Origin of the sequence: Micromonospora sp. NPDC005257 (genome assembly GCF_042872445.1) — a bacterium.
Classification (GTDB): Bacteria; Actinomycetota; Actinomycetes; order Mycobacteriales; family Micromonosporaceae; genus Micromonospora.
This window is the reverse complement of record NZ_JBIAKL010000010.1, coordinates 176,204-199,712: the sequence shown is the minus strand read 5'-3', so window position 1 is coordinate 199,712 and position 23,509 is coordinate 176,204. Positions and strand designations below refer to the sequence as shown.

Sequence of the window (23,509 nt, the reverse complement as noted above, 5' to 3'; positions counted from 1 at the left end):
TCAGCCGAGCACCTTCCTGATCTCGGCCAGGTCGTCACCGTCCAGGGCGAGGTCGTCCAGCGCCGCCACGTTGCCCTCCAGTTGCCCCACGCTGCTCGCGCCGATGATGAGGCTGGTCATGCGCGGGTCGCGCAGTGCCCAGGCCAGGGCGAGCTGAGCCAGGGTCTGCCCGCGCCGCTCGGCCACCGCGGCGAGACCCCGGACCGTCCCCATCGTCTGGTCGTCGAGGTCGCTCTCGTCCAGGAAGACGCTCGTGCGCACCCGGGAGTCGGCCGGGATGCCGTCCAGGTAACGGTCGGTGAGCAGGCCCTGGGCGAGCGGGCTGTACGCGATGCAGCCGGCCCCGACGCGCTCCAGCGTGTCCAGCAGCCCGTCGCGCTCGGTCCAGCGGTTCATCATCGAGTACGACGGCTGGTTGATCAGCAGCGGCGTGCCCAGGTCGCGGAGGATCTCGGCGGCCCGCTCGGTCTGCTCCGAGTCGTAGTTGGAGATGCCGACGTAGAGCGCCTTGCCGGAGCGGACGATCGCGTCGAGCGCGCCCATCGTCTCCTCCAGCGGCGTGTCCGGATCGAACCGGTGCGAGTAGAAGATGTCGACGTAGTCCAGCCCGAGGCGGCGCAGCGACTGGTCCAGCGACGAGATGAGGTACTTGCGCGAGCCCCACTCGCCGTACGGGCCGGGCCACATCAGGTAGCCCGCCTTGCTGGAGATCACCAGCTCGTCCCGGTACGGCTTCAGGTCGGTGGCCAGCAGCCGGCCGAAGTTCTCCTCCGCCGCGCCGGGCGGCGGTCCGTAGTTGTTCGCCAGGTCGAAGTGGGTGATGCCGAGGTCGAAGGCGCGGCGGACGATGTCGCGCTGCCGCTCGAAGGGCCGGTCCGGTCCGAAGTTGTGCCACAGGCCGAGGGAGATGACGGGTAGCTTCAGCCCGCTCCGGCCGCTGCGGCGGTAGATCATCTCGTGGTAACGGTCGTCGCTGGCGAGGTATGTCACGAGGCCATTCTGTCGCCGCGGGAGTGTGGCCGCAGCGGTGCGGGTACGTTCGGCCTCATGCGTTACGTGCGGCTCGACACCCCCAAGCCCATCTCCAAGATCGGCCTCGGCACCTGGCAGTTCGGCTCCAAGGAGTGGGGCTACGGCCCCGAGTACGAACGCCGGGCCGCCGAGATCGTCCGGCGCGCGCTCGACCTGGGCGTGACCCTGTTCGACACCGCCGAGCTGTACGGCTTCGGCCGCAGCGAGCGCATCCTCGGTGCGGCGCTCGGCGACGACCGGGCAAAGGTGGTGGTCGCCAGCAAGATCTTCCCGCTGCTGCCGGTCGCCCCGGTGGTGCAGCAGCGCGCGGTCGCCTCCGCCGCCCGGCTCGGCGTCGACGGCATCGACCTCTACCAGGTGCATCAGGCCAACCCGGTGGTCGCCGACACCACCACCATGCGCGGCATGCGCTCGTTGCAGGACGTCGGGCTGGTCGGCGAGGTCGGCGTCAGCAACTACGGGCTGCGCCGCTGGCGGTTCGCCGAGGCCGCGCTGGGCCGCCGGGTGCTGAGCAACCAGGTCCGCTACAGCATGATCGACCGCGGCCCCGAGGAAGACCTCATCCCGTACGCGGAGCAGGCCGGCCGCATCGTCATCGCGTACTCCCCGCTGGCGCAGGGCTTCCTCTCCGGCCGCTACGACGCGACGAACCCGCCGGCCGGGGCGGTCCGCCGGGCCAACCCGTACTTCCTGCCGGAGAACCTGGAACGCGGCACCGCGCTGATCGCCACGCTGCGCGAGGTCGCCGACGCGCACGACGCCACGCCGAGCCAGATCGCGCTCGCGTACGTGCTGCGGCACCCGAACGTGGTGGCCATCCCGGGCGCCTCCGGGGTCGAGCAGATGGAACGCAACGCGGCCGCCGCCGAGATCGACCTCGCCGACGACGAGTACGCCGCCCTGGTCGCCGCCGCGCACGCGTTCCGCCCGGTGACCGGGCTGGCCGCGATGCCCCGGATGATCCGCGCCCGCCTCGGGAAGTGAGCCGCGCCCCGGGTGCGTTCGTGGTCGTGGATACGACGACAGGCGCACCCGGAGCCGGACCGCGCTAGCGTGGATCGGGTGACCGCTCCCAATCAGGTTTCCCCGGTCCCGCCCGCCGACCTGCCGAGCACGCTCGGCGAGCTGCGCGCGACCGGCCACCAGTACCGCACGGTCAAACAGGAACTCCGAGACAACCTCCTCGCCCGGATGAGCTCCGGCGAGGATCGCTTCCCCGGCATCGTGGGCTACGAGGACACGGTGCTGCCCGAGGTCGAGCGCGCGCTGCTCGCCGGGCACGACATGGTGCTGCTCGGCGAACGCGGACAGGGCAAGACCCGGCTGATCCGCTCGCTCGGCGCGCTGCTGGACGAGTGGACCCCGGTGATCCCCGGCTCGGTGCTCAACGAGCACCCGATGCACCCGCTCACCCCCGCCTCCCGGGCGCTCGTCAACTCGGCCGGCGACGACCTGGCGATCGGCTGGCTGCACCGCTCGATGCGGTACGGCGAGAAGCTCGCCACGCCGGACACCAGCGTCGGTGACCTGATCGGCGACGTCGACCCGATCCGCCTCGCCCAGGGGCGCACACTCGGCGACCCGGAGACCATCCACTTCGGGCTCGTGCCGCGTACCAACCGGGGCGTCTTCGCCGTCAACGAGCTGCCCGACCTGGCCGAACGCATCCAGGTGGCGCTGCTCAACGTGCTGGAGGAGCGCGACATCCAGGTGCGCGGCTACCAGCTGCGGCTGCCGCTGGACCTGCTGCTGGTGGCCAGCGCCAACCCGGAGGACTACACCAACCGGGGCCGGATCATCACCCCGCTCAAGGACCGGTTCGGGGCGGAGATCCGTACCCACTACCCGCTCGACCTCGACCTGGAGCTGGCGCTGATCCGGCAGGAGGCCGACCTGGTCGCCGTCGTGCCGGAGCACGTGCTGGAGGTGCTGGCCCGGTTCGCCCGCGACGTGCGGGAGTCCCCGTCGGTGGACCCGCGTTCCGGCGTGTCCGCCCGGTTCGCCATCGCCGCCGCGGAGACCGTGGCCGCCGCCGCGCTGCGCCGCTCCGGTCTGCTGGCCGGTGCCGGTGCCGGTGCCGGTGCCTCTGCCTCTGCTTCGGCCGGTGCGGGTGCTGCGGCTTCGGGCGGCGCCGGATCGGCGTCGCGTCCGGAGGCGCCGGTGGCCCGGATCGGGGACACCGTGTCGGTGACCTCCACGCTGCGCGGCAAGGTCGAGTTCGAGAGCGGCGAGGAGGGACGCGAGACCGAGGTGCTCGCGCACCTGCTGCGTACCGCCACCGCCGAGACGTTCCGCGCCCGCCTGGCCGGGCTCGACCTGTCCGGGTTCACCGCGATCGTCGCCGAGGGCGGCGCCGTCGAGACCGGCGAGCTGGTCTCCTCGGCCGAGCTGCTGCGCCAGGTCGGCACCGTACCGGGGCTCGCCAAGGTGCTCGACCGCCTCGGGCTCGGCGACGCGCCCAGCCCGGAGGAGGCCGCCGCCGGCATCGAGTTCGTGCTGGAAGGGCTGCACCTGACCCGCCGGCTCGGCAAGGACGTCACCGACTCCGGGCGCACCGTCTACGGGGACCGGGACTGACTGTGGCCGGCGGGAACCGCTTCCGGTACGGGCAGTGGCGCGGCGGACCCGACCCGCTCGCCCCGCCGTACGACGTGCGCGCCGCGGTGGACGCGGTCGGCTCGGACGTGCTGGCCGGCGGCAGCCTGCGCGAGTCGCTGCGCGAGCTGCTGCGGCGCGGCCCTCAGGGGCGCGGCGGGCTGGACGACCTGGCCGCCCGCGCCCGCCGCCTGCGCCGGGAGGCGCTGCGCCGAGGCGACCTGGACGGCGCCGTCACCCGGGCCCGGGCCCTGCTCGACCAGGCGCTCGCCGCCGAACGCGACGAGCTGCGCGGCCGCGACGGCGACGACGCCCGGTTCGCCGAGGCCATGCTCGACAACCTGCCCCGCTCCACCGCCCGCGCGGTGTCGGCACTCTCCGAGTACGACTGGGCGAGTGCCGAGGCGCGGCAGACGTACCAGCGGATCCTCGACGGGTTGCGCGACGACGTGCTGGAGCAGCGCTTCGCCGGGATGCGCGACGCCGCGCGGGCCGCCGCCGACCCGGCTGTCCAGCGGCAGCTCGCCGAGATGATGCGCGACCTCAACGACCTGCTCGCCCGGCACGCCCGCTCCGAGGACACCACCGACGCGTTCGCCGAGTTCATGCGCCGGCACGGCGAGTTCTTCCCGGAACGACCCGGGGACGTCGACGAGCTGATCGACGTGCTGGCCCGGCGGGCGGCGGCCGGTGAGCGGCTGATGCGGTCGCTGTCGGACCGGCAGCGCGAGGAACTCGCCGGGCTGATGCGCCAGTCGCTCGGTGACCGGCTGTCCGGCGAGCTGTCCCAACTCGACGCCCACCTCCGGTCGCTGCGGCCGGACCTGAACTGGCAGCGCGGTGAGCGGGTCCGCGGCGACCAGCCGCTCGGCTACGGCGAGGCCACCGGCGCGCTCGACGAGATCGCCGAACTCGACGAGCTGCTGGACTCCCTCGACCAGGACCAGGCCGGCGCCACGCTCGACGAGATCGACGTGGAGGCGGTCGCCCGCACGCTGGGCCGCGACGCCGCCGACGACGTACGCCGGTTGCGGGAACTGGAACGCGAACTGCGCCGTCAGGGCTGGGTCACCCGCGACGCGGACGGGCTGACACTCAGCCCCAAGGCGCTGCGCCGGCTCGCGAGCACCGCGTTGCGGCGCGTCTTCTCCGACCTGACCGCCGGCCCGCGCGGCCAGCACGACCTCCGCACCGCCGGTGCGGCAGGCGAGGTCAGCGGGTCCTCCCGCCCCTGGGAGTACGGGGACGAGCAACCGTTGGACGTGGTGCGCACGCTCACCCGCGCGGTACGACGGGCCGGCCCCGGAGTGCCGGTGCCGCTCGCGGTCGAGGACTTCGAGGTGGTGGAGACCGAACGGCGGGCGTCGGCGGCGGTGGTGCTCTGCGTCGACCTGTCGTACTCGATGATCTCGCAGGGCCGCTGGGGTCCGATGAAGCAGACCGCGCTGGCCCTGTCGCACCTGATGGCGACCCGGTTCCCGCAGGACGCGCTGCAGATCGTCGGCTTCGGCCGGGAGGCGATGCCGCTGACCCAGCAGGAGCTGGCGGCGGTGGAACCGGACATGCAGCAGGGCACCAACCTCCAGCACGCGCTGCGGATCGCCGGCCGGCACCTGCGCCGCCACCCGGGCGCCGAGCCGGTGGTGCTGGTGGTCACCGACGGCGAGCCCACAGCGCACCTGGACCCGGAGGACGGTGAGGCGTACTTCCACTGGCCGCCGCTGCCGGAGACCATCTCGGCGACGATCCGGGAGGTGGACCGGCTGACCCGGTACGGCGCGACGCTCAACCTGTTCATGCTGGGTGACGACCCGGGACTGCGCCGGTTCGTGGACGCGGTGGCGCGACGTTCGGGTGGCCGGATGTTCACCCCGGACCTGGACGACCTGGGCGAGTACGTGGTTTCCGACTACCTACGCGCCCGCCACGGCCGCCACTGACCAAGTAGCAGGCCGCCGACCTCACTGGAACACGTAACGAGCTGGTGTGCGATTGCCGGAGCGCACACGGTGTGAATGTCTCGCTGCTTCTGACTGCGCTCATCGGGGCGGCGTGAGCCCGCTTTCGTAGGCGGTCACGATCGCGTCCAGGAGGCTGGGAAAGCGGGTTTCAAGGTCTTCGCCACGCAGCGCGGTCCACCGGCGGTTGCCGTCCTCCCGTTGGCGGATGACTCCGGCCTCGCGTAGTACCCGGAAGTGGTGGGTGAGCGTGGAGGGCGCGACGTCCACGGGGAAGGTGCCGCAGGCGCGCTCGGGTGTGGCGCGCAATGTCTGCACGATCGTCATCCGGGTCGGGTCGGACAGTGCGTGCAGGATGTCCAGCAGGTCGAACTCGTTCGGCTCCGGATGGACGAGCGTCGGGCGGCGGCGCTGCGATCTCGGCATCTCACCCCTTTCATTCGACAATCATCGTACAACTAGTACGGTCTTCGTCATACGACGAACGTCGAAGGAGCTGCCATGCGCACGTTGGTGATGATCGGGCCGTCGCGAGGGGTCGACCGTACGGAGGTGCGCGAGATCGAGGAGCCCCGGCCGGGGCCGGGTGAGGTGACGATCGACGTGGCGTATGCCGGGATCAACTTCCTCGACGTGATGGCCCGCCGCGGTGATGCCGGCTATGTCGGCGCCTGGCCGTACGCGCCGGGCCTGGAGGTGTCCGGGGCGGTCCGGGAGATCGGTCCCGATGTCACGGGCCTCGCCGCGGGTCAGCGGGTGGCCGCGTTCACCGCGGGGGGTGGTCTCGCCGACGTGGCGCTGGTGCGGGCCGAGTTCGTGGTGCCGGTGCCCGACCAGGTCTCGTCGCCGGCTGCGGCGGCGGCCCCGCTCATGCTCACGACCGCGCTGCTCCTCCTGAAGGACGCCGCCCGGTTCCGCCCGGGCGACACCGTGCTGGTGCATTCGGCCAGCGGAGGCGTCGGAAGCGCCGTCGCCCAGCTGGTGCCGGCGCTCGGCGGAGGGCTGCGCATCGGCACCGTGGGCCGCCCCGACAAGGTCGCCTCGGCGCTCAAGCGCGGATATGACGTGGCGGTGGCGCGGAGTGTGGACCTGACCAGGGCGGTGCGGGCAGCGACCGGGGGCGACGGGGTGGACATCGTGCTCGATCCGTTGGGTACCGCCATGATCGAGACTGATCTGGGAGTCACCGCTTCCGGCGGCCGGCTCGTCCTGTTCGGCAACGCGGGCGGCGGGGACCAGGCTGCGCTGCCACCGGCCGGACGGCTGATCGGCGGCAATCTCGCCATCGGCGGCTTCAGCATCAGCCGCCTGTGGGCGACGACGCCGCACCGCGCCGCCGCCGGCCTGCGCAGGGTCCTTGACCTGCTCGCCGAAGGCCGACTGGACATCGCGATAACCGAGGTCGGCTCGCTCGCGGACGTGCCCGCGGTCCACCAGTTGCTCGCCGAGGGCCGCGGCGACGGCAAGTACGTCGCTCACCTTCAGGGATGACCCTTTCGGCGTGTTGATCAAAACGGGGTGCCGGCCTTCACGCGTCCGGGTGAACCAGCCGTGGTAGGCGGGGTGCTCGCGGTGTCGGCGAGGGTTGGATGCGGGGCATGGACGAGGTGGACGCCCCTGCGCTGCGGCAGGCGTACGACGAGTTGTTCGCGGAGATCGACGCGGGTGGGTTCGGGCCTCCCCCGGAGGGGGATCTGAGCGCGGAGCAGATCGTGGCGCACCTCGCCGCCAACGACGAGCTGATGAGCGAGGCGACCGAGGCGGTGCTGGCCGGCTCGCCGTTCGCCTACTACGACCTGGACACCGTTCACCGGCCGCAGCTGGACGCGCTGGTCTCCGAGTGCGGCGGGCTGGACGGCCTGGCCGCGCTGTTCCGGGCCACGAGCCAGAAGCTGTGCGCGTTGGCCGAACGGCTCGGCCCGGCGGCGGAGACTCCTGTGGACACGGTGCTGCGCGAGGGCTTCGATCTGGACGTGGACGACTCGCTGCCGTGGGGCAGAGTGCTGGACCTGCACCTCCGCGTGCACCTGCCGCTGCACCTCACCCAGCTCCGCGCCCTGCGTCGCCAGCCCCACCTCGCCTGACCACCGGGCCGCCGATCATGCGGTTGTGGCAGTGGACAACTCCGGCGCGTCCGGCCCTCCAGGCGCCACAACTCCACGATCGTCGGAAGCGGGCGAAGGCGGTGCGGAAGACGGGCGGAACGTGCGGCGGTAGGCGGTGGGGGATACGCCGACCCGGGCGTGAAAGTGCTGGCGCAGCGCTGCGGTGGTGCCGAATCCCGCGTCCCGGGCGATCCGGTCGACGCTGAGATCAGTCGTCTCCAGCAGCACCCGGGCGTGCTCGGTGCGCTGCTGGAGCAGCCACTGCGCAGGGCTGAGGCCGGTCTCGGAACGGAAGTGCCGGGTGAACGTGCGGACGCTCATCCGCGCGTGCGCCGCCATCTCGCGCAGCGCCACCGGCTCGTGCAGCCGCTGCCGGGCCCACTCGCGGGTCGCGGCGGTGCCGTTGTCGGTGCCGCGGGGGACCGGCCGCTCGATGTACTGGGCCTGCCCGCCGTCGCGCCACGGCGGCACCACGCAGCGGCGGGCCGCCCGGTTGGCCACCGCGCTGCCGTGGTCGGTGCGGACGACGTGCAGGCACAGGTCGATGCCGGCGGCCACGCCGGCCGAGGTGAGCACGCGGCCGTCGTCGACGAAGAGCACGTCGGGGTCGAGCCGTACGCCGGGGTGCAGGCGGCGGAAGCGTGACGCGTGCGCCCAGTGCGTGGTGGCCGGTCGGCCGTCGAGCAGGCCGGCGGCGGCGAGCACGAACGCGCCGGTGCAGATGGACATGATGCGCGCGCCCCGGTCGTACGCGGCCCGCAGCGCGTCGGCCACCTCGGCGGCAACGGTGCCGCCGAGCATCGACGGACCGCCGTGTACGCCGGGGACGATCACGGTGCCGGCGCTGTCCAGCAGCTCAAGGCCGTGGTCGGGGAGGACCTGGAAGCCGGCGCTGCTGCGTACCGGCAACCCGCCCGGGGTGCAGGTCGCCACCGCGTAGAGCGGGGCGCTGTCGTCGGCGCGGGCGGCGCCGAAGACCTGGGCCGGGGTGCCGAGGTCGAGCGCCACCACGCCGTCGAGGGCGAGGACGGCGATCCGGTGCGGTACGGACATGGCCCGATCATTGCGCACGATGGCCTTCCGGCCACTCGTCCCGCGGAACCGCCCGGCCCGAGACTCGATTGGTGACCCGATCCCGCCTGCACCCGGCCTGGCTCGTCGCCGCCGTCGCCTTCGTGGCGCTCGTCGGGGCGGCCGGTTTCCGCGCCACTCCCGGCGTGTTGCTGCATCCGCTGCACGCCGAGTTCGGCTGGCCGCTGGCGACCATCTCCGCCGCCGTCTCGGTCAACCTGCTCCTGTACGGCCTCACCGCGCCGTTCGCCGCCGCGCTGATGGACCGGTTCGGCATCCGCCGGGTGGTGGCCGGTGCGCTGCTGCTGGTGGCCGCCGGGAGCGGCCTGACCGTGGGGATGACCGAGAGCTGGCAGCTCATGCTCTGCTGGGGCGTGCTCGTCGGGCTGGGCACCGGCTCGATGGCGCTGGCGTTCGTGGCGACGGTGACCGGGCGCTGGTTCGTCAGGCGCCGGGGCCTGGTGACGGGTGTGCTCACCGCCGGCGGTGCGGCCGGGCAGCTCGTCTTCCTCCCGCTGCTGGCGGTGCTGGTTCGCGACCACGGCTGGCGCACGGCGGCACTCGTCGTGGCCGGGGCCGCGCTGGCGGTCGTACCCCTTGTGGTGTGGTTGTTGCGGGAGCATCCGGCGGACCTGGGGCGGCCTGCCTATGGCGCGACCGAGGTCGTGCCGCCGGCCCGGCCGGAGGGCGGTGCGGCGGCGCGGGCCGTCGGCGCGCTCGCCGCCGCCGCGCGGACGCGGGCGTTCTGGCTGCTCGCCGGCGGGTTCGCGATCTGCGGGGCGACCACGAACGGCCTGGTCGGTACGCACTTCGTGCCGGCCGCGCACGACCACGGCATGCCGGAGACCACCGCCGCCGGGCTGCTCGCCGTGGTCGGGCTCTTCGACATCGCCGGCTCGATCGCCTCCGGCTGGCTCACCGACCGGGTCGACGCCCGGCTGCTGCTCGGCGCCTACTACGCGTTGCGCGGGGCGTCGTTGCTGGTGCTGCCGAGCCTGTTCGCCGGCTCGGCCCGGCCGAGCATGCTGGTCTTCATCGTCTTCTACGGGCTGGACTGGGTGGCGACCGTCCCGCCGACCGTGGCGCTGTGCCGGGAGTGGTTCGGCGCGTCCGGCGCCGTGGTGTTCGGCTGGGTGTTCGCCGCGCACCAGTTCGGCGCCGCGCTCGCGGCCACCGGCGCGGGCCTGGTCCGGGACCGGCTCGGCGACTACGCGGCGGCCTGGTACGTGGCGGGCGCGCTCTCGATCGGCGCGGCCGGGCTGTCGCTGCTGCTGCACCGCCGTGCCGCCGGGGAGCCGACGCCCACGCTGCCGGTGCCGGCCCGGCGGGCCTGGAGTTACCGGGGCTGACCGGTCAGCCGGCCGTCCACTGCTGCTCGGCGGCGCCGCTGCACGGCGCCTGCTCCAGCTCGCGGCCGGCCTCGGTGCCCGCGTCGTCGACCTGCGCGCACTTGCCGCTGTGCACGGCGACCAGCAGCGCCGCGCCGTTCCCGGCCGGCTGCAACCGCCACTGCTGGTTGGCCTGCCCGTTGCAGGACCACTGCTGGATGTCGGCGCCGTCGTCGGTGCTCGCCTCGTTGACGTCCAGGCACTTGCTGCTCGCCGCGTTGACGAGCAGGTAGGCGTCGTTCGTGACCGGCGTGACCACCCACTGCTGCTCCGGACCGCCGGTGCAGTCGGCGAGCGCGGCCTGCGCGCCCTCGGCCTCGTCACCTGTCACGCCGAGGCAGCGCCCGGACGGCACGCCCCGCAGCACCTTGGGCGTGGCCACCGGCGCGGCCGGGGTGGTCGGTGCCGCGCTCGGCGAGGGCGACGACGGTGTGGGCGTGGGCTCCGCCGTCGGTGCCGCGCTCGGCTCGCTCGGCTCCGCTGTGGGCACTGCCGCCGCCGGCACCACCGGCCGGTCGCCGCTGCCGCCGCCGAGCACGCCGGTGGCGAAGAAGGCCCCGAGGAGTACGCCCGCCACACCGACGCCCAGCGCGATCCGCATCAGCGGGTCCTGGGGCAGCCGGACGCCACGGACACCACGGGCGCGGCGGGCGCCGTAGACGGTGCCGGACGGGTCGGAGTGCGGGTCGGCCATGGGGGCATAGTGACCCACCAGGGCCGCCGGGTGCCAGTCGCCCCGGCGGCACGGTGACTCAGTCGACGACCCGGACGTCCTTCCAGAACGCCACCCGGTCGCGGACCATCTCCGCCTCCGGCTTGGGATCGGGGTAGTACCAGACGGCGTCCGGGCTGGTGGCCCCGCCGTGTTCCAGCGTGTAGTAGGAGGCCGTGCCCTTCCACGGGCAGACCGTGTGGGTGTCGGACTCTCGGATCAGATCCTCGCGCAGCGCGGTACGGGGGAAGTAGTGGTTGCCCTCGACCAGCACCGTGTCGTCGCTCTCGGCGACGACGAGGTCGTTCCAGACGGCTTTCGGCATGTCCTCCACGCTATGCCGGTCGCCGCGCGCCGGCCACCGCTGCGCGCGCGGGCTCCTCGTCGGTCACGTCGGCGACAGTCGCGGCCAGCGCGGCGTCGGCGACGACCGGCCCGGCGGTGGTGGAGCCGAACGGCGTGATGGTGCCGCGCGTACCCGGTGACCACCGTGGACATCCCACGAATTGTCGTACCCCTCGCGTAAGGTGATCTCATGCACGCTGTCCGTGATCATGAACGGGCGGTGGACACGCTACGGCGCTCCTACGCCGCGGTGCCCGCCGGGGAGCCTGTACGGCTGGCCAAGCAGACCTCGAATCTGTTCCGGCCCCGCTCCGCGCCGCAGACGCCAGGGCTCGACGTGAGCGGCCTGACCGGTGTGCTCGCCGTGGACCCGGCGGCCCGCACGGCCGACGTGCAGGGCATGTGCACGTACGAGGATCTGGTCGAGGCGACGCTGCCGCACGGCCTGATGCCGCTCGTCGTGCCGCAGTTGCGCACCATCACGCTGGGCGGCGCGGTGACCGGCCTGGGCATCGAGTCCACCTCCTTCCGCAATGGCCTGCCGCACGAGTCGGTGCTGGAGATGGACGTGCTCACCGGCGCGGGGGAGATCGTCACGACTCGGCCCCGGGGCGAGCACGCCGACCTGCACCGCGCCTTCCCCAACTCGCTGGGCAGCCTCGGCTACGCCACCCGGCTGCGCATCGAGCTGCAACCGATCCGCCGGCACGTGGCGCTGCGCAACATCCGGTTCACCCGGCTGGAGGAGCTGGTCGACGCGATCGGCGAGGTGGTCGCCAAGGGCGCGTGGGGCGGTGAGCCGGTCGACGCCATGGACGGGGTGGTGTTCAGCCCCGGCGAGGCGTACCTCGTGCTGGGCGCGTTCACCGACGAGGCCGAGGGTGCGCCGTCCGACTACACCGGCCAGGAGATTTACTACCGCTCCCTGCGCCGGCGCACCCGGGACACGCTCACCGCGTACGACTATCTCTGGCGCTGGGACACCGACTGGTTCTGGTGCTCGGCGGCTTTCGGGGTGCAGCACCCGGTGGTGCGGCGGCTGTGGCCGCGGCGCTACCGGCGCAGTGACGTCTACCACCGGCTCGTCCGGTTGGAGCACCGGCACCAGGTGGCCGCCCGGGTCGACAGGTGGCGGGGGCGCCCGGCGCGCGAACGGGTGGTGCAGGACGTGGAGGTCCCGCTGGACCACACACCCGAGTTCCTGCGCTGGTTCGCGGCGAACGTGGGCATGACGCCGGTGTGGCTGTGCCCGCTGCGGCTGCGCGACCCGTCCGGCCCCGGGTCGGCGAAGGCGTGGCCGCTATATCCGCTCCAACCGGGCGAAACGTATGTGAACATCGGTTTCTGGGGAAGCGTCCCCATCGCGGCGGGCGCCGCCGACGGCGACGTCAACCGCCAGATCGAGGGCATGGTGTCGGAGTTGGGCGGCCACAAGTCGCTCTACTCCGACGCGTACTACGACCGGGGCGAGTTCGACCGGCTCTACGGCGGGGACACCTGGCGTGCCGTGAAGGACCGCTACGACCCGGACCACCGACTCACCGGACTGTACGAGAAGGCGGTATCCCGAGCATGAGTCTGACCGACCGAACACCGGGGGCGGCGAGCGCCCCCGCCGGCCCGCCGGCGGGTGGGCGGCGTACCGGACCCACAGTCGCGGACGTGGTCCGCGCGGTCACCACCGGCGACCTGCCCGTCCGGGTCACCGGCTACGACGGCAGCGCGGTGGGCCCGGCCGACGCCGGGATCACCCTGGCGATCCGCACCGAGCGGGGCCTGTCCTACCTGCTCACCGCGCCGGGCGACCTGGGCATGGCCCGGGCCTACGTCAGCGGCTACCTGGGGCTGGAGGGGGTGCACCCGGGCGACCCGTACGAGGCGCTACGGGTGCTCAAGGACGAGGTGCCGCTGCGGATCCCGGCGATGAGCGAGGCGCTCGCGCTGGTCCGAGGGCTGGGCTGGGAACGGCTGCGCCCGCCGCCGCCCCCGCCGCAGGAGGCGGCGCCGCGCTGGCGGCGGCTGATGACCGGCCTGCGCCACTCGCGTACCCGGGACAGCAGCGTGATCTCCCACCACTACGACGTGTCGAACGCCTTCTACGAGAAGGTGCTCGGGCCGTCGATGACGTACACCTGCGCGGTCTACCGCAGCCCCGGCGACACCCTCGAAGAGGCGCAGCGGGCCAAGTACGACCTGGTCGCCGGCAAGCTGGCGCTCAAGCCGGGGATGCGGCTGCTGGACGTCGGCTGCGGCTGGGGCGCCATGGTCCGGCACGCGGCCCGCGAGTACGGCGTCAAGGCGCTCGGCGTGACGCTGTCGAAGGCGCAGGCCGACTGGGCGCGGGCGGCGATCGAGCGGGAGGGGCTGAGCGAGCTGGCCGAGGTGCGTCACCTGGACTACCGGGACGCGCCGCGCGAGCAGTTCGACGCGATCTCCTCGATCGGGCTGACCGAGCACATCGGGGTGCGCAACTACCCGGCCTACTTCGGCGCGCTGCGCGCCCGGCTCAAGCCGGGCGGGCGGCTGCTCAACCACTGCATCACCCGGGCCGACAACCGGGCGCCGCACCGTTCCGGCGCGTTCATCGACAGGTACGTCTTCCCGGACGGCGAGCTGGCCGGCCCGGGCCGGCTGATCAGCGAGATCCACGACGCCGGGTTCGAGGTGCACCACGAGGAGAACCTGCGGCAGCACTACGCGCTGACGCTCGCCGGCTGGTGCCGGAACCTGGTCGAGCACTGGGACTTCTGCGTCGGCGAGGTGGGGCCGGGCACCGCCAAGGTGTGGGGGCTCTACCTGGCCGGCTCCCGGCTGGCGTTCGAGCGCAACGGCATCCAGTTGCACCACGTGCTGGCCACGCACAACGGCCCGGATGGGGTGAACGGGTACCCGCTGCGTCCGGACTGGACGCCCTGACACGAGGTACGACGAAAGGCCGCGCGGACGGCGCGGCCTTTCGTCGGAGTCATTGACAAGGAAGTTTTGTACGTACAAACTGATTTTGCCATGAGAGACGTCCTGTACCTGGAACAGCGCGAGCAGGCCGAGATCCTGCTCAAGCCACAGCGCATCGAAGTGCTGCGGCAACTGGCCGAGCCCCGCACCTGCACCGAGGTCGCAGCCCGGCTGGAGCAGACGCCGCAGCGCGTCTACTACCACGTCAAGCAACTCGTCGCGGCCGGGCTGGCCGAGCAGGTGGCCCAGCGGCAGGTGCGCGGCATCACCGAGGGCATCTACCAGGCCGCCGCCCGGTCGTACTGGCTCTCGCCCCGCCTGGTCGGCCGCATCGGCGGCAACCGCCGCGCCCGCGACGAGCTGAGCCTGGGCTACCTGCTCGACCTCATGGAAGAGGTCCAGGCCGACATCGCCGCGCTCGACCGCACCGCCCCCGAACTGCCGTCCATCGGCGTCTCCGGCGAGATCCGGGTGCCCGCCGAGCGGCGGCAGGAGTTCCTGCACGACCTGCAGACGACGCTGCGGGACCTGTTCACGCGCTACGGCGGCGCCGAGGGAGACGCCTTCAAGCTCGCCGTGGCCTGCTACCCGAAAGGCGACACGCATGACTGAGCCGATGACCATCCGGGCCCGCCTCGCCGCCGGAGTGGCGACCGTCCGCCGGGCCCTGACCGACCCCGCCGAGCTGCGCGTCTGGCTGGCCGAGCACGCCGAGGTCGAGCTGCCCCGGCGGTACGAGTTCTGGGGCCGCTACACACCCGAGGGCGATGCGCCACACCAGCGGCTGCTGCACGTCGACGACCGGACGCTGCGCTTCGCGTGGACGCTCGACGGGGTGGAGACCACCACCGAGTTCGAGCTGGAGCCCGACGGCGACGGCACCATACTCACGCTGCGGCAGAGCCACTTCGACTACGCGGAGGCGATGAGCGGCAGCAGCATCCGGGGCGTGCTCCAGACGTACTGGGCGCTGGCGATCGCCAACCTCAACGACCACCTGGAGGGGCGACCGCTGCTGCCGCGTACCGACTTCACCTCCGCCGACCTGCGCGGCGAGATGGTCATCGACGCTCCGCTGGACAAGGTGTGGACGTCGCTCACCGACTCCGAGCAGGTCACCGCCTGGTTCGGCTACCCGGTCGGTGTCGAGCCCTGGGAGGGCGGCCGGTACGCGATGGGCGGCCTCGAGGCCGGTGACGCCGCGAAGGTGTTCGACGTGACGCCCGGGCGGGCGCTGTCCATCGACTGGGGACCGGTCGGCGTGACCTCCTGGGAGCTGGCGGAGTCCGACGGCAGGACGAAGCTGACGTTCGTGCAGTCCGGCTTCGACGAGGGCAACCCGCCGTACGCGGCCTGGAGCGGCAACATGGCCGGATGGGCCGAGCTGCGCCGCTTCCACGAGGTGCCGGACTGGCAGCCGGTCTGGCTCCCCTGAGGGTGTGAGGAAGGCCCCTTCTCCACGTCTCCGGTAGAGGAGGGGCCCCCTTTTAACACGGACCCCGGCTGGGTAATGCGCGACGATGTTCTTCATCTTCGGGCTGCGTACCAAGGTCGTCCGGTCCGGCGTCGTCACCGCGGTCTGCCGCAACTGCGGCAATCAGGCCGCCCAGGTGATCACGCGCCGGTCCACCAAGTTCAGTCTCTTCTTCGTGCCGCTGATCCCGGTGCGCACCCGGTACGCGCAGCAGTGCACGTTCTGCGGCGCCGAGTACGACATCTCCCGCGCCGAGGCCCAGCGCCTCCCGGTCGGCTGACGTGACCCGTTTCCTCTGCTGGCTGATCGGCCGGCAGCCGGTCACCCCGCCGGTGCACACCGCCGCGCGTCCGCCCTGCACCCCCAATCGCCGGCACCGCCGCCGGCGTCGTCCGGTGGCGGGCGCGCAGTCGCCCCGCTCGCCCTGGAACCGCTCCGCCGGCCGCTGACCGGGTGGCTCCCGGTGCCGGCAAGGGGCCCGTCCCTACACTTCATCGGGTGGAGGAGCGGCTGGCGCAGATCCGGGGTGGTGGGCCGCCCCGGCGGCACAACGCCCGTACCATCGCCGCGCTGACCGGCAACCCCGGCTGCACCCGCCGCGCGGTGCTGGACAGCGCCGGCGCGGACAAGCCGGCGCTCGCCGAGCGGCTCGGCTTCCCGGCCCGCTTCGGGCAGTCGCGCTTCGCGATCACCCGGGGCAACGCGTTCGAGGCGCAGGTCAAGGCCGACGGTGGAGCACTGTTGCTGCGCCTGGTCGCGGAGCGCCTCGGCGTACCGGTCCCGGCCGAGGCGACCTGGACCGACCTCGGCGCCGACGACGACCGGCCGGAGCGGTCCCGGGCGGCACTGACCGCGAGCGGGGACGGTCCGGCGCTGTTCGACCATCCGCTGCTCGGCCTGGACGTGGCCGGCACCCGGGTGCACCTGGAACCGGACCTGGTCGCCGCCCGGCTGGCCGGCCGGTTCCACGTCGTGGAGATCAAGTCGTTCCCGGTGATCGACGGGCAGGCCGACCCGGGCAAGGTCGCCGCCGCCGCGATCCAGTCCGCCGTCTATGTGCTGGCGCTGCGCGAACTGCTCGCCGCCGAGGGACGCGACCCGGAGCTGGTGTCGCACGAGGTGGTGCTGGTCTGCCCGCGCGATTTCGCCAACAAGCCGGTGGCCAGCCTGCTCGACGTGCGCCGGCAACTGCTGGTGCTGCGCCGCCAACTGGCCCGGATGGCAGGGGTCGAGGAGCTGCTCGCCGCCGTACCGGCCGGGTTCACAGTGGACCCGGCGGCCGATCCGGCCACGCTCGCCGCCGCGCTGCACCAGGTGCCCGCGCGCTACGCACCCGACTGCCTGGCCGCCTGCGAGCTGGCGTACTTCTGCCGGCACGAGGCGCGCGGGCAGACCGGCGCGCTGGGCCGGCCGGTCCGCGAGGCGCTGGGCGGCGTCGAAGAGGTCGCCGACGTGCTGGCGCTCGCCGAGGGCGTCGCCGCTCCCGAGCCGGAGCAGGCGGAGGCCGCCGCCCTGCTGCGGGCCGCCGCGCGCCTGCGCGCCGACGCCCTCGCCGGACACCCCACATGAGTACGCTTCGCGCGCTCGCCCGGGCGCAGGCGGTCGCCACCGGGCGGGCCCAGCCGGTGGCCACCGTCCGCCACCTGCACCTGTCCGAGCGGCCGCTGGTGCTGGTGCCGCTCGCGCTGGCCGGTGAGGCGAACGCCCCGCTCGCTGCGATGGTCGGCGCCGCACCCGACGAGGCCCGGCTGCTGGTGGTGCCGCAGCCGCGCAACCGGGACCAGCGGTTCGCGTTCGCCGCCGAGCTGGCCGCGATCGTGCTGCCCTACCTGGACGAGTTCCGCGACCTGACCGAGGCGGTGCCGGTCGACCGGGGCCGCGACGTCCGCCACCGCTACGCCGACGCGCCGCAACTGCTGGTGCCGAACCCGGCCGGGATCACGTTCCTGCGGCTGTTCGGGCGTTCCACCCGGTTCCGCCGTACCGACGGCGACTATCCGGTGCACCAGTCGGTGCCGCTGCTCGGCCGCTGGCTGACGTTCTTCGCCGAGCGCGCCGAGCAGCCCGGCTCGTCGGCGCTGCTGGCGCTCACGGACGCGCTCACGCTGCACTGGGCGACCGGGCAGAGCACCGTGGAGGACCTGCACCTGCCGGCGGTGCTCGGCTGGCTCGACCCGCCGGACGGGCTGACCGGCGCCGAGGCGGCGGCCCGCGCCGAGGACCCGGCCTGCTGCCCGCCGGCCGGTCCGGCCACCGACCCGGACTTCGACAACCGCAGACTGGCCCCGGCGATCGAGGCGTACACCCGGGCCGAGGACGACCCGGCGGCCCGCGCGGCAGCGTACGACGAGCTTGCCGGCCTGCTGCGCGACCAGCTGGCGCCCACCTGGGAGCTGATGTGGCGCGGCGTCGGGCTGTTGCGGGCGCTGCCGGCCGGCGTCCGGGTGACCGGCCGGTGGGCCGGTGACCGGGACGCGTTCACCGCGCACGCCGAGCACGTCGACGCCGGGGGCGGCCCGCAGCCGCGCCGTGACGGCGCGGTGGCGGCGGCGCTGCGGTTGCAGCGACTGGAACGCGCGTCGACCGCCTGGGCGGTGCAACGCGCCTACGACGATCCGCTGGTGATGGCCGAGCACCGGCTGTCCGGGGAGGCGTTCGTCGGCGAGGTGACGCTCGCCGACCCGGCGCGGGTGGACGACTCCGGCAGGCGGCCGGTGCTGCGCCCCCGCATCCAGGTGGTCACCACCGAGCCGGTGCCGATGCCGGTGGGCGCGACGCTGTACTCCCCGGCCCGCCCGGCGCAGAAGGCGAAGATCGTGTTCGTGACGCCCGGTGGCGACGGCAAGACCGAGGTGGTGCTGGAACTGTCCGGCGGGATGGGCCGGGGGCTGACCGCACCGCCCGGCAGCGTCCCGGAGGTGGGCGAGCGGCTCTGCCTGACCAGCCTGTCCGACGGCTTCCTGCCGGGCGGCGCGTTCCCGGCGCCCGAGGAGACGCCGTGGACGCACGGCGGGCCGCCCGGCACGGCCGCCGCGCCGCAGGACCCGGCCCCGGCGGAGGACTGGTCCTGACCCGCGCGGCTCAGCCCAGGGCGGCGAGAGCCGTCCGCGCCTCGTCCGCCGTCGGCCGGTCCGGGTCCGCCGCCAGCAGCGCCTCCAGGCTCCTGCGGTACGCGACGTCGTGCGCCCGGCCGGCCGGGGTCTCCACGTCCGGGGTGACGCCGCAGCCCTCCCAGTTGGTGCCGCTCGCCGCGTGCACGGGCCGGGCCACCGGCACCGTCAGTTCCAGGTGCGGGTGCAGCCGGTGCCCGATGCGGGGATGCGCGCCGCCCCGGGTCGGCTCGCCGACCACTGTGGCGCGGCCGAACTGCTGAAGGTCGTACGCCAGTTCCTCGCCGCCGGAGAACGTGGCCGGACCGGTGAGCACGTGGACCGGCTTGTCCGGGGCGTACCGGGGGACCGGCAGCCAGGCGGCGCTCCAGAACTGGCGGGTGGCGCCGGAGCGCTCGTGCATGGTGTGCAGATGCGTCGGCTCGGCGAAGAACCAGCCGCAGAGCAGCGCCACTCCGTCCGGGCTGCCGCCCTCGGTGCCCCGCAGGTCGAGCAGGAGCGCGTCGGTGCCGGCGAGCAGCCGCAGCGCGGCGGTCAGCGCGTCGCCGGCCAGGTCGGGCGGGAACACGTACGGCTGGATCTCCAGCAGCCCGACGTTGCCGGGCAGCCGTTGCACCCGGGTCACACCGCCCATGCCGAGCGCGGAGAGGCGCGCGAAGTGCTCCCCGGCCGGGTCGTCCGCCTTGTCGGACAGCGGCTGCTCGTGGTGCTTGAGCCGCAGGTGCAGGTCGCCGTTCGCCGACTGGAGGTCGGTGGTGACGAGCGCGCCGAGCGTGGCGGGATCGCCGGCCATGGCGTACGCCCCGGCGCGCAGTCGCTCGCGCAGGCGGCCGGCGACCCGGTCGGCGACGTCCGGAATGACGTACTCGTCGGCGACCAGGCGGGCGGCACGCTCGACGACGGTGGTGACGTCTTCTGGATCCATCGGTTCCCCGTTCTCGCGATAGGTGAGAAGTAGAGCAGCCGGTTGACAAAAGCGTCAAGAGAACTAGACGCTTTGACGGTGACCGACGATCCGCTGGAGATCCGCGAGCCGGCCCAGTTCAAGGCGCTGGCCCACCCGTTCCGGCACCGGCTGCTGTTCGCGCTCGGAGCCGGCCCCGCCACGCTCAGCCAGCTCGCCGCCCGTCTCGGCGCGGCGAAGGGCACGGTGGCCCATCACCTCGCGGTGCTGACCGAGGCGGGCATGGTCCGCCCGGCGCACAGCCGCCAGGTCCGGGGCGGCACCGAGCGCTACCACGAACGCACGTTCCGCCGGCTCGTCGGTACCGACACCGACGCGGGCGCCACGGCGGCACTGCTGGGCGCGTACGCCGAGGAACTCGCCGGTGACCCCGACCCGCTCGTGCACCTGCGGCACCTGCGGCTCACCCCGGCCCAGGCCGAGCGCCTGCGGTCCATGCTGGACGGACTGGTGGGCGAGACGGAGGAGGCACCACCGGGACAGGCGCGCTACGGCGTCCTGGTCTCCCTCTACCGGCACCCGCCCGCGGTCCGCTGACCGACAGTCGTCGACTCTGGCGGCCGTCCCCGGCGCTGGCTAGGCTTGCGCCGTCCGTCGTCCGGTCCTCGTCGCCCGAGGGTGCACGTCTGGAAGAGAGCCGGAGCGCATCGTTGTATCCCAGCACGACGTGAGCCTCGCCGCCGCGGCGCCGGCCCGTCATCCGCTCGTCGGCCGTGTCGGACTCGTCGCGGCCGCTGTCGTCGTACTCGGCGAGATGGCCTGGCTGGCCGCCCGGCTGCCCGGCGCGGCACTGGTGAGCGACCTCGGCGCGATGGGGGTGTCAAGCTGGGCGGCGGTGCTCTGCGCCGGCGCGGCGCGACGACAGCCGGCCGTGTTGCGCCGGTTCTGGGAACTGCTCGCCGCCACCATGGCCCTCGCCGCGCTCGGCCGTGCGGTGTGGACCGTGGAACGGCTCGGCGGGCTCGGCCTGCCCCACACGCCCCTGGTGGCGGGCCTGTTCGCCGCCGGCATCGTCACCGGCACCGGCGCGCTGCTCTGCTCCCGCACCGGCCCGCGCAGCCTGATCGGCCGGGCCCGCACCCTGCTCGACGGGGTGATCGTCGGGCTGGCCCTCATCCCGATCGGCTGGGTGGTGGTGTTCCACCAGATCACCGACGCCGCGCTGGCCGACCCGATGCGGACGTTCGGGCTGCTCTACCCGATGTTCGACCTGATGCAGCTCACCATCCTGGTGGCGGTCGCCGGTCCGGGCCGGTCGATGTGGCGGGCGCTCACCGTGATCGGGGCGGGCCTGGCGATCCGGTCCGGTGCGGACGCCGTCTACGTCTCGCTCGTCGCGCGCGGCGACTACACGCCGGGTCACCCGGTCGACGTGTGCTGGCCGCTGAGCTACCTGCTGGTCGGCCTGGCCACCCGCTATCCGCCTCCATACGGCGAGGACGGCGAGGACGACCTGGTCGACTCGCCGCTGCCGCCGTGGTGGCGGGTCGCGCTGCCGTACCTGCCGGTGGGCGGCGCGATCGTCGCGGTCCTGCTGTCCCGGCAGCCCAGCGGGCAGACCCCGCAGGTCGTCTTCCTCGGCATGATGGCCCTGCTCGGGGTGCTGGCGCTGCGCCAGGGGCTGGCCGCGAACGAGAACCTGCGGCTGGTCGGCCGGCTGCGCCGGCTCGCGTACTCCGACCAGTTGACCGGCCTGCCCAACCGGCTGACGTTCGTCCGGCGGCTGCGGCGGGCGTTGCGCGCGGGCGGTCCGGTCGCCGTGGTGCTGCTCGACCTGGACGGCTTCAAGCAGGTGAACGACAGGTTCGGGCACGCCGCCGGGGACCGGCTGCTGACCGCCACCGCGGAGCGCATGCGGGGCGCGGTCGGCGCGGACGGCATGATCGCCCGGCTCGGCGGCGACGAGTTCGCCGTGCTGGTGGCCGGGGAACGCCAGGTGTCACCCGAGCGGCTCGCGGTCCGGCTGCTGGCCGCCCTGGAACCGCTGCCCGGCGAGGAGGATCTCGGCGCCCACCCGTCGGCGAGCATCGGCATCGCCGAGTACGGGCCGCAGCACACCTCGCACACCGACCTGCTCCGCGACGCCGACATCGCCATGTACGCGGCGAAGGCGGCGGGCAAGGCTGCGTACCGCACGTGCACGCCGGAGTTGCGCGAGTCGGCGGTCAGCCGGGCCGAACTGATCGCCGACCTGCGTCGCGCGGTCGACGAGGGCCAGTTGCTGATGGAGTTCCAGCCCATCGTCGACCTGGACACCGGCACGATACGCAGCGCCGAGGCGCTGGTGCGCTGGCGGCACCCCCGGCTGGGTGTGCTGCCCCCGGCGCGGTTCCTGCCGCTGGCCGAGGAGACCGGGCTGATCGTGGCCATCGACAGGTGGGTCATCCACGAGGCGTGCCGGGCCGCGGCCACCTGGCGCGAGCACGCGCCGGACGTGACGGTCGCGGTGAACATCGCCGCCGCCCACCTGTGCCGGCCCGACCTGATCGCCACCGTCACCGGTGCGGTCGGCGCCGCCGGCCTGCCGCCGCGCGCCCTCACCCTGGAACTGACCGAGTCCGCCCTGATCGAGGGCAGCGAGTCGGTGCTGGACCGGCTGTCCCAGCTGCGCGACCTGGGCATCCGCATCGCCATCGACGACTTCGGCACCGGATACTCCTCGCTGAGTTATCTGCACCGCATCCCGGCCACCGAGCTGAAGATCGACAGGTCGTTCGTGTCCCGGCTGGACGCCGGGGACGCCCGCGCGTACGCCACCGTGGAGATGGTGAACCGGCTGGCCGGCGCGTTCGACCTGGCCGTGGTGGCCGAGGGCGTGGAGACGGTCGCGCAGCACGCGGCCGTCACCGCGATCGGCTGCCGGCAGGGCCAGGGCTGGCGGTACGGCCGTCCGGCCGCGCTGCCGGACCTGCTTCCCGCGTTGTCCGGAGCCGGCGCCGGGCGCTGACCGGCCCGGGTCGACAGGGGCCGAAGGTCCCGGACAGGACAGGGGATTCGACCCTGCCCACCTGCGGTGCCGCAAGGTCATGATATTTCTCGTTAGCCAGACGAAGACGTCTCCACACGGGAGTTTGATATGAAGCGACGGACGCTCGACCTGCTGTTCAGCATCGGTGGAATCGGCTTGGCGGTCCTGCTGCTCGTCGTCGGCGTCGTCCTGACGACGAACGCCAACTTCGCCAACGACTACGTACGCGACCAGCTCGGCGCGCAGCACATCAGCTTCACCCCGGCCGACAAGCTGTCCGACGAGGAGAAGAAGTCGGACTGCCTGCGCGAGTACGCCGGCCAGAAGATGACCACCGGCAAGCAGGCCGAGTGCTACGCCAACGAGTACATCGGCCTGCACCTGCAGAACATGGCCGGTGGCAAGACCTACGCCGACCTGGGCGAGCCGCAGACCGCGCTGCGTGAGCAGGTGGCCCAGGCCGAGCAGAGCAACGCCGCCAACCTGGCCGACCTGCAGAAGCAGCTCGCCGAGGTGAGCGCACAGCGGGAGACCGTGTTCAAGGGCGAGACGCTGCGTGGCCTGCTGCTCACCTCGTACGGTTTCAGCGAGTTCGGCCGCAAGGCCGAGCAGGGCGCCCTGGCCATGTACCTCGGCGCCGGCCTGCTCCTGCTGCTCTCGGCCGCCGGTCTGGTGCACGCCTTCCGCACCCCGAAGAACGCGACCTTCGCCGCCCCGGAGAAGGAGAAGGTCACCAGCTGACCCGCACCGACGACGCCCCCGGCCGATCCTGGTCGGGGGCGTCGTGCTGTCCGGCTTGACCCTCACGTCGCGGGAGGCGGGAGTCTTGGTC

At 73.4% G+C, this 23,509-nt stretch carries 23 protein-coding genes; 16 read left to right on the top strand and 7 right to left on the bottom strand.

The window, feature by feature from the left end; all coding sequences use genetic code 11:
- Positions 1–990 (bottom strand): L-glyceraldehyde 3-phosphate reductase, encoded by a 990-nt coding sequence (gene mgrA / locus ACFYO8_RS22105; protein WP_355095235.1) that lies wholly within the window; start codon positions 988–990, stop codon positions 1–3.
- 57 nt (positions 991–1,047) lie between these two features.
- On the opposite strand from mgrA, the gene ACFYO8_RS22100 reads away from it, so the two are divergent.
- From ACFYO8_RS22100 to ACFYO8_RS22090, 3 genes are all read left to right on the top strand, one after another.
- A complete protein-coding gene (locus ACFYO8_RS22100; protein WP_355095233.1) occupies positions 1,048–2,016 on the top strand; it encodes an aldo/keto reductase in 969 nt (322 codons plus the stop codon).
- A 69-nt stretch (positions 2,017–2,085) separates the two neighbouring features.
- Positions 2,086–3,609 (top strand): magnesium chelatase, encoded by a 1,524-nt coding sequence (locus ACFYO8_RS22095; protein ID WP_387257474.1) that lies wholly within the window; start codon positions 2,086–2,088, stop codon positions 3,607–3,609.
- 2 nt (positions 3,610–3,611) lie between these two features.
- Positions 3,612–5,567 carry a VWA domain-containing protein gene (locus tag ACFYO8_RS22090; protein WP_355095229.1) on the top strand — a complete coding sequence of 652 codons (1,956 nt, stop codon included), beginning with the start codon at positions 3,612–3,614 and terminating at the stop codon, positions 5,565–5,567.
- A gap of 99 nt (positions 5,568–5,666) precedes the next feature.
- Here ACFYO8_RS22090 and ACFYO8_RS22085 read toward each other — a convergent pair whose 3' ends face one another.
- Positions 5,667–6,011 carry a metalloregulator ArsR/SmtB family transcription factor gene (locus ACFYO8_RS22085; RefSeq protein ID WP_354865176.1) on the bottom strand — a complete coding sequence of 115 codons (345 nt, stop codon included), beginning with the start codon at positions 6,009–6,011 and terminating at the stop codon, positions 5,667–5,669.
- Between the two features lie 75 nt (positions 6,012–6,086).
- Here ACFYO8_RS22085 and ACFYO8_RS22080 point away from each other — a divergent pair, with 75 nt between their 5' ends.
- Entirely contained in the window at positions 6,087–7,076 is a 990-nt protein-coding gene (locus tag ACFYO8_RS22080) for a zinc-binding dehydrogenase (protein WP_357706614.1), read from the top strand.
- 98 nt (positions 7,077–7,174) lie between these two features.
- Positions 7,175–7,669, top strand: coding sequence for a hypothetical protein (locus ACFYO8_RS22075; protein WP_387187301.1), 495 nt, complete (start codon positions 7,175–7,177; stop codon positions 7,667–7,669).
- A 15-nt stretch (positions 7,670–7,684) separates the two neighbouring features.
- On the opposite strand, the gene ACFYO8_RS22070 is transcribed toward ACFYO8_RS22075, so the two are convergent.
- A complete protein-coding gene (locus tag ACFYO8_RS22070; RefSeq protein ID WP_355095225.1) occupies positions 7,685–8,743 on the bottom strand; it encodes a helix-turn-helix domain-containing protein in 1,059 nt (352 codons plus the stop codon).
- Positions 8,744–8,814: 71 nt separating this feature from the next.
- On the opposite strand from ACFYO8_RS22070, the gene ACFYO8_RS22065 reads away from it, so the two are divergent.
- Entirely contained in the window at positions 8,815–10,110 is a 1,296-nt protein-coding gene (locus ACFYO8_RS22065; RefSeq protein ID WP_354865182.1) for an MFS transporter, read from the top strand.
- A gap of 4 nt (positions 10,111–10,114) precedes the next feature.
- Here ACFYO8_RS22065 and ACFYO8_RS22060 read toward each other — a convergent pair whose 3' ends face one another.
- Genes ACFYO8_RS22060 through ACFYO8_RS22050 form a run of 3 tightly spaced genes read right to left on the bottom strand, consistent with a single transcriptional unit; the run spans position 10,115 to position 11,364 of the window.
- Entirely contained in the window at positions 10,115–10,843 is a 729-nt protein-coding gene (locus tag ACFYO8_RS22060; RefSeq protein ID WP_357706617.1) for an RICIN domain-containing protein, read from the bottom strand.
- A gap of 58 nt (positions 10,844–10,901) precedes the next feature.
- On the bottom strand, positions 10,902–11,186 hold the full coding sequence (locus ACFYO8_RS22055) for a DUF427 domain-containing protein (protein WP_354865186.1): 285 nt from the start codon (positions 11,184–11,186) through the stop codon (positions 10,902–10,904).
- Between the two features lie 10 nt (positions 11,187–11,196).
- A complete protein-coding gene (locus ACFYO8_RS22050; RefSeq protein WP_355096136.1) occupies positions 11,197–11,364 on the bottom strand; it encodes a hypothetical protein in 168 nt (55 codons plus the stop codon).
- Positions 11,365–11,396: 32 nt separating this feature from the next.
- Here ACFYO8_RS22050 and ACFYO8_RS22045 point away from each other — a divergent pair, with 32 nt between their 5' ends.
- The 7 genes from ACFYO8_RS22045 to ACFYO8_RS22015 all read left to right on the top strand — a co-directional run bounded on the left by ACFYO8_RS22045 (position 11,397) and on the right by ACFYO8_RS22015 (position 18,706).
- A complete protein-coding gene (locus ACFYO8_RS22045) occupies positions 11,397–12,782 on the top strand; it encodes an FAD-binding oxidoreductase (protein WP_355096134.1) in 1,386 nt (461 codons plus the stop codon).
- Positions 12,779–14,122 (top strand): class I SAM-dependent methyltransferase, encoded by a 1,344-nt coding sequence (locus ACFYO8_RS22040; protein ID WP_355096132.1) that lies wholly within the window; start codon positions 12,779–12,781, stop codon positions 14,120–14,122. Before ACFYO8_RS22045 ends, ACFYO8_RS22040 begins: the two co-directional genes overlap by 4 nt.
- Before the next feature lie 90 nt (positions 14,123–14,212).
- Positions 14,213–14,773: a helix-turn-helix domain-containing protein gene (locus ACFYO8_RS22035; protein WP_354865194.1), complete on the top strand. Its 561-nt coding sequence runs from the start codon at positions 14,213–14,215 to the stop codon at positions 14,771–14,773.
- Positions 14,766–15,596, top strand: coding sequence for an SRPBCC family protein (locus ACFYO8_RS22030; protein WP_355096131.1), 831 nt, complete (start codon positions 14,766–14,768; stop codon positions 15,594–15,596). The genes ACFYO8_RS22035 and ACFYO8_RS22030 overlap by 8 nt, the downstream gene beginning before the upstream one ends.
- An 85-nt stretch (positions 15,597–15,681) precedes the next feature.
- Entirely contained in the window at positions 15,682–15,915 is a 234-nt protein-coding gene (locus ACFYO8_RS22025; protein WP_355096129.1) for a zinc-ribbon domain-containing protein, read from the top strand.
- Between the two features lie 218 nt (positions 15,916–16,133).
- On the top strand, positions 16,134–17,204 hold the full coding sequence (locus ACFYO8_RS22020) for a hypothetical protein (protein WP_354865202.1): 1,071 nt from the start codon (positions 16,134–16,136) through the stop codon (positions 17,202–17,204).
- Positions 17,201–18,706 (top strand): hypothetical protein, encoded by a 1,506-nt coding sequence (locus tag ACFYO8_RS22015; RefSeq protein ID WP_357706621.1) that lies wholly within the window; start codon positions 17,201–17,203, stop codon positions 18,704–18,706. The genes ACFYO8_RS22020 and ACFYO8_RS22015 overlap by 4 nt, the downstream gene beginning before the upstream one ends.
- A 10-nt stretch (positions 18,707–18,716) precedes the next feature.
- On the opposite strand, the gene ACFYO8_RS22010 is transcribed toward ACFYO8_RS22015, so the two are convergent.
- Positions 18,717–19,670: a S41 family peptidase gene (locus ACFYO8_RS22010; protein ID WP_355093644.1), complete on the bottom strand. Its 954-nt coding sequence runs from the start codon at positions 19,668–19,670 to the stop codon at positions 18,717–18,719.
- Between the two features lie 78 nt (positions 19,671–19,748).
- Here ACFYO8_RS22010 and ACFYO8_RS22005 point away from each other — a divergent pair, with 78 nt between their 5' ends.
- The 3 genes from ACFYO8_RS22005 to ACFYO8_RS21995 all read left to right on the top strand — a co-directional run bounded on the left by ACFYO8_RS22005 (position 19,749) and on the right by ACFYO8_RS21995 (position 23,418).
- Positions 19,749–20,246 (top strand): ArsR/SmtB family transcription factor, encoded by a 498-nt coding sequence (locus ACFYO8_RS22005; RefSeq protein ID WP_387257472.1) that lies wholly within the window; start codon positions 19,749–19,751, stop codon positions 20,244–20,246.
- A 130-nt stretch (positions 20,247–20,376) separates the two neighbouring features.
- Entirely contained in the window at positions 20,377–22,656 is a 2,280-nt protein-coding gene (locus ACFYO8_RS22000) for a putative bifunctional diguanylate cyclase/phosphodiesterase (RefSeq protein WP_387187306.1), read from the top strand.
- A gap of 129 nt (positions 22,657–22,785) precedes the next feature.
- Positions 22,786–23,418, top strand: a complete 633-nt coding sequence (locus ACFYO8_RS21995; protein ID WP_354865210.1) for a hypothetical protein — start codon at positions 22,786–22,788, stop codon at positions 23,416–23,418.
- The last annotated feature ends 91 nt before the right edge of the window (positions 23,419–23,509 follow it).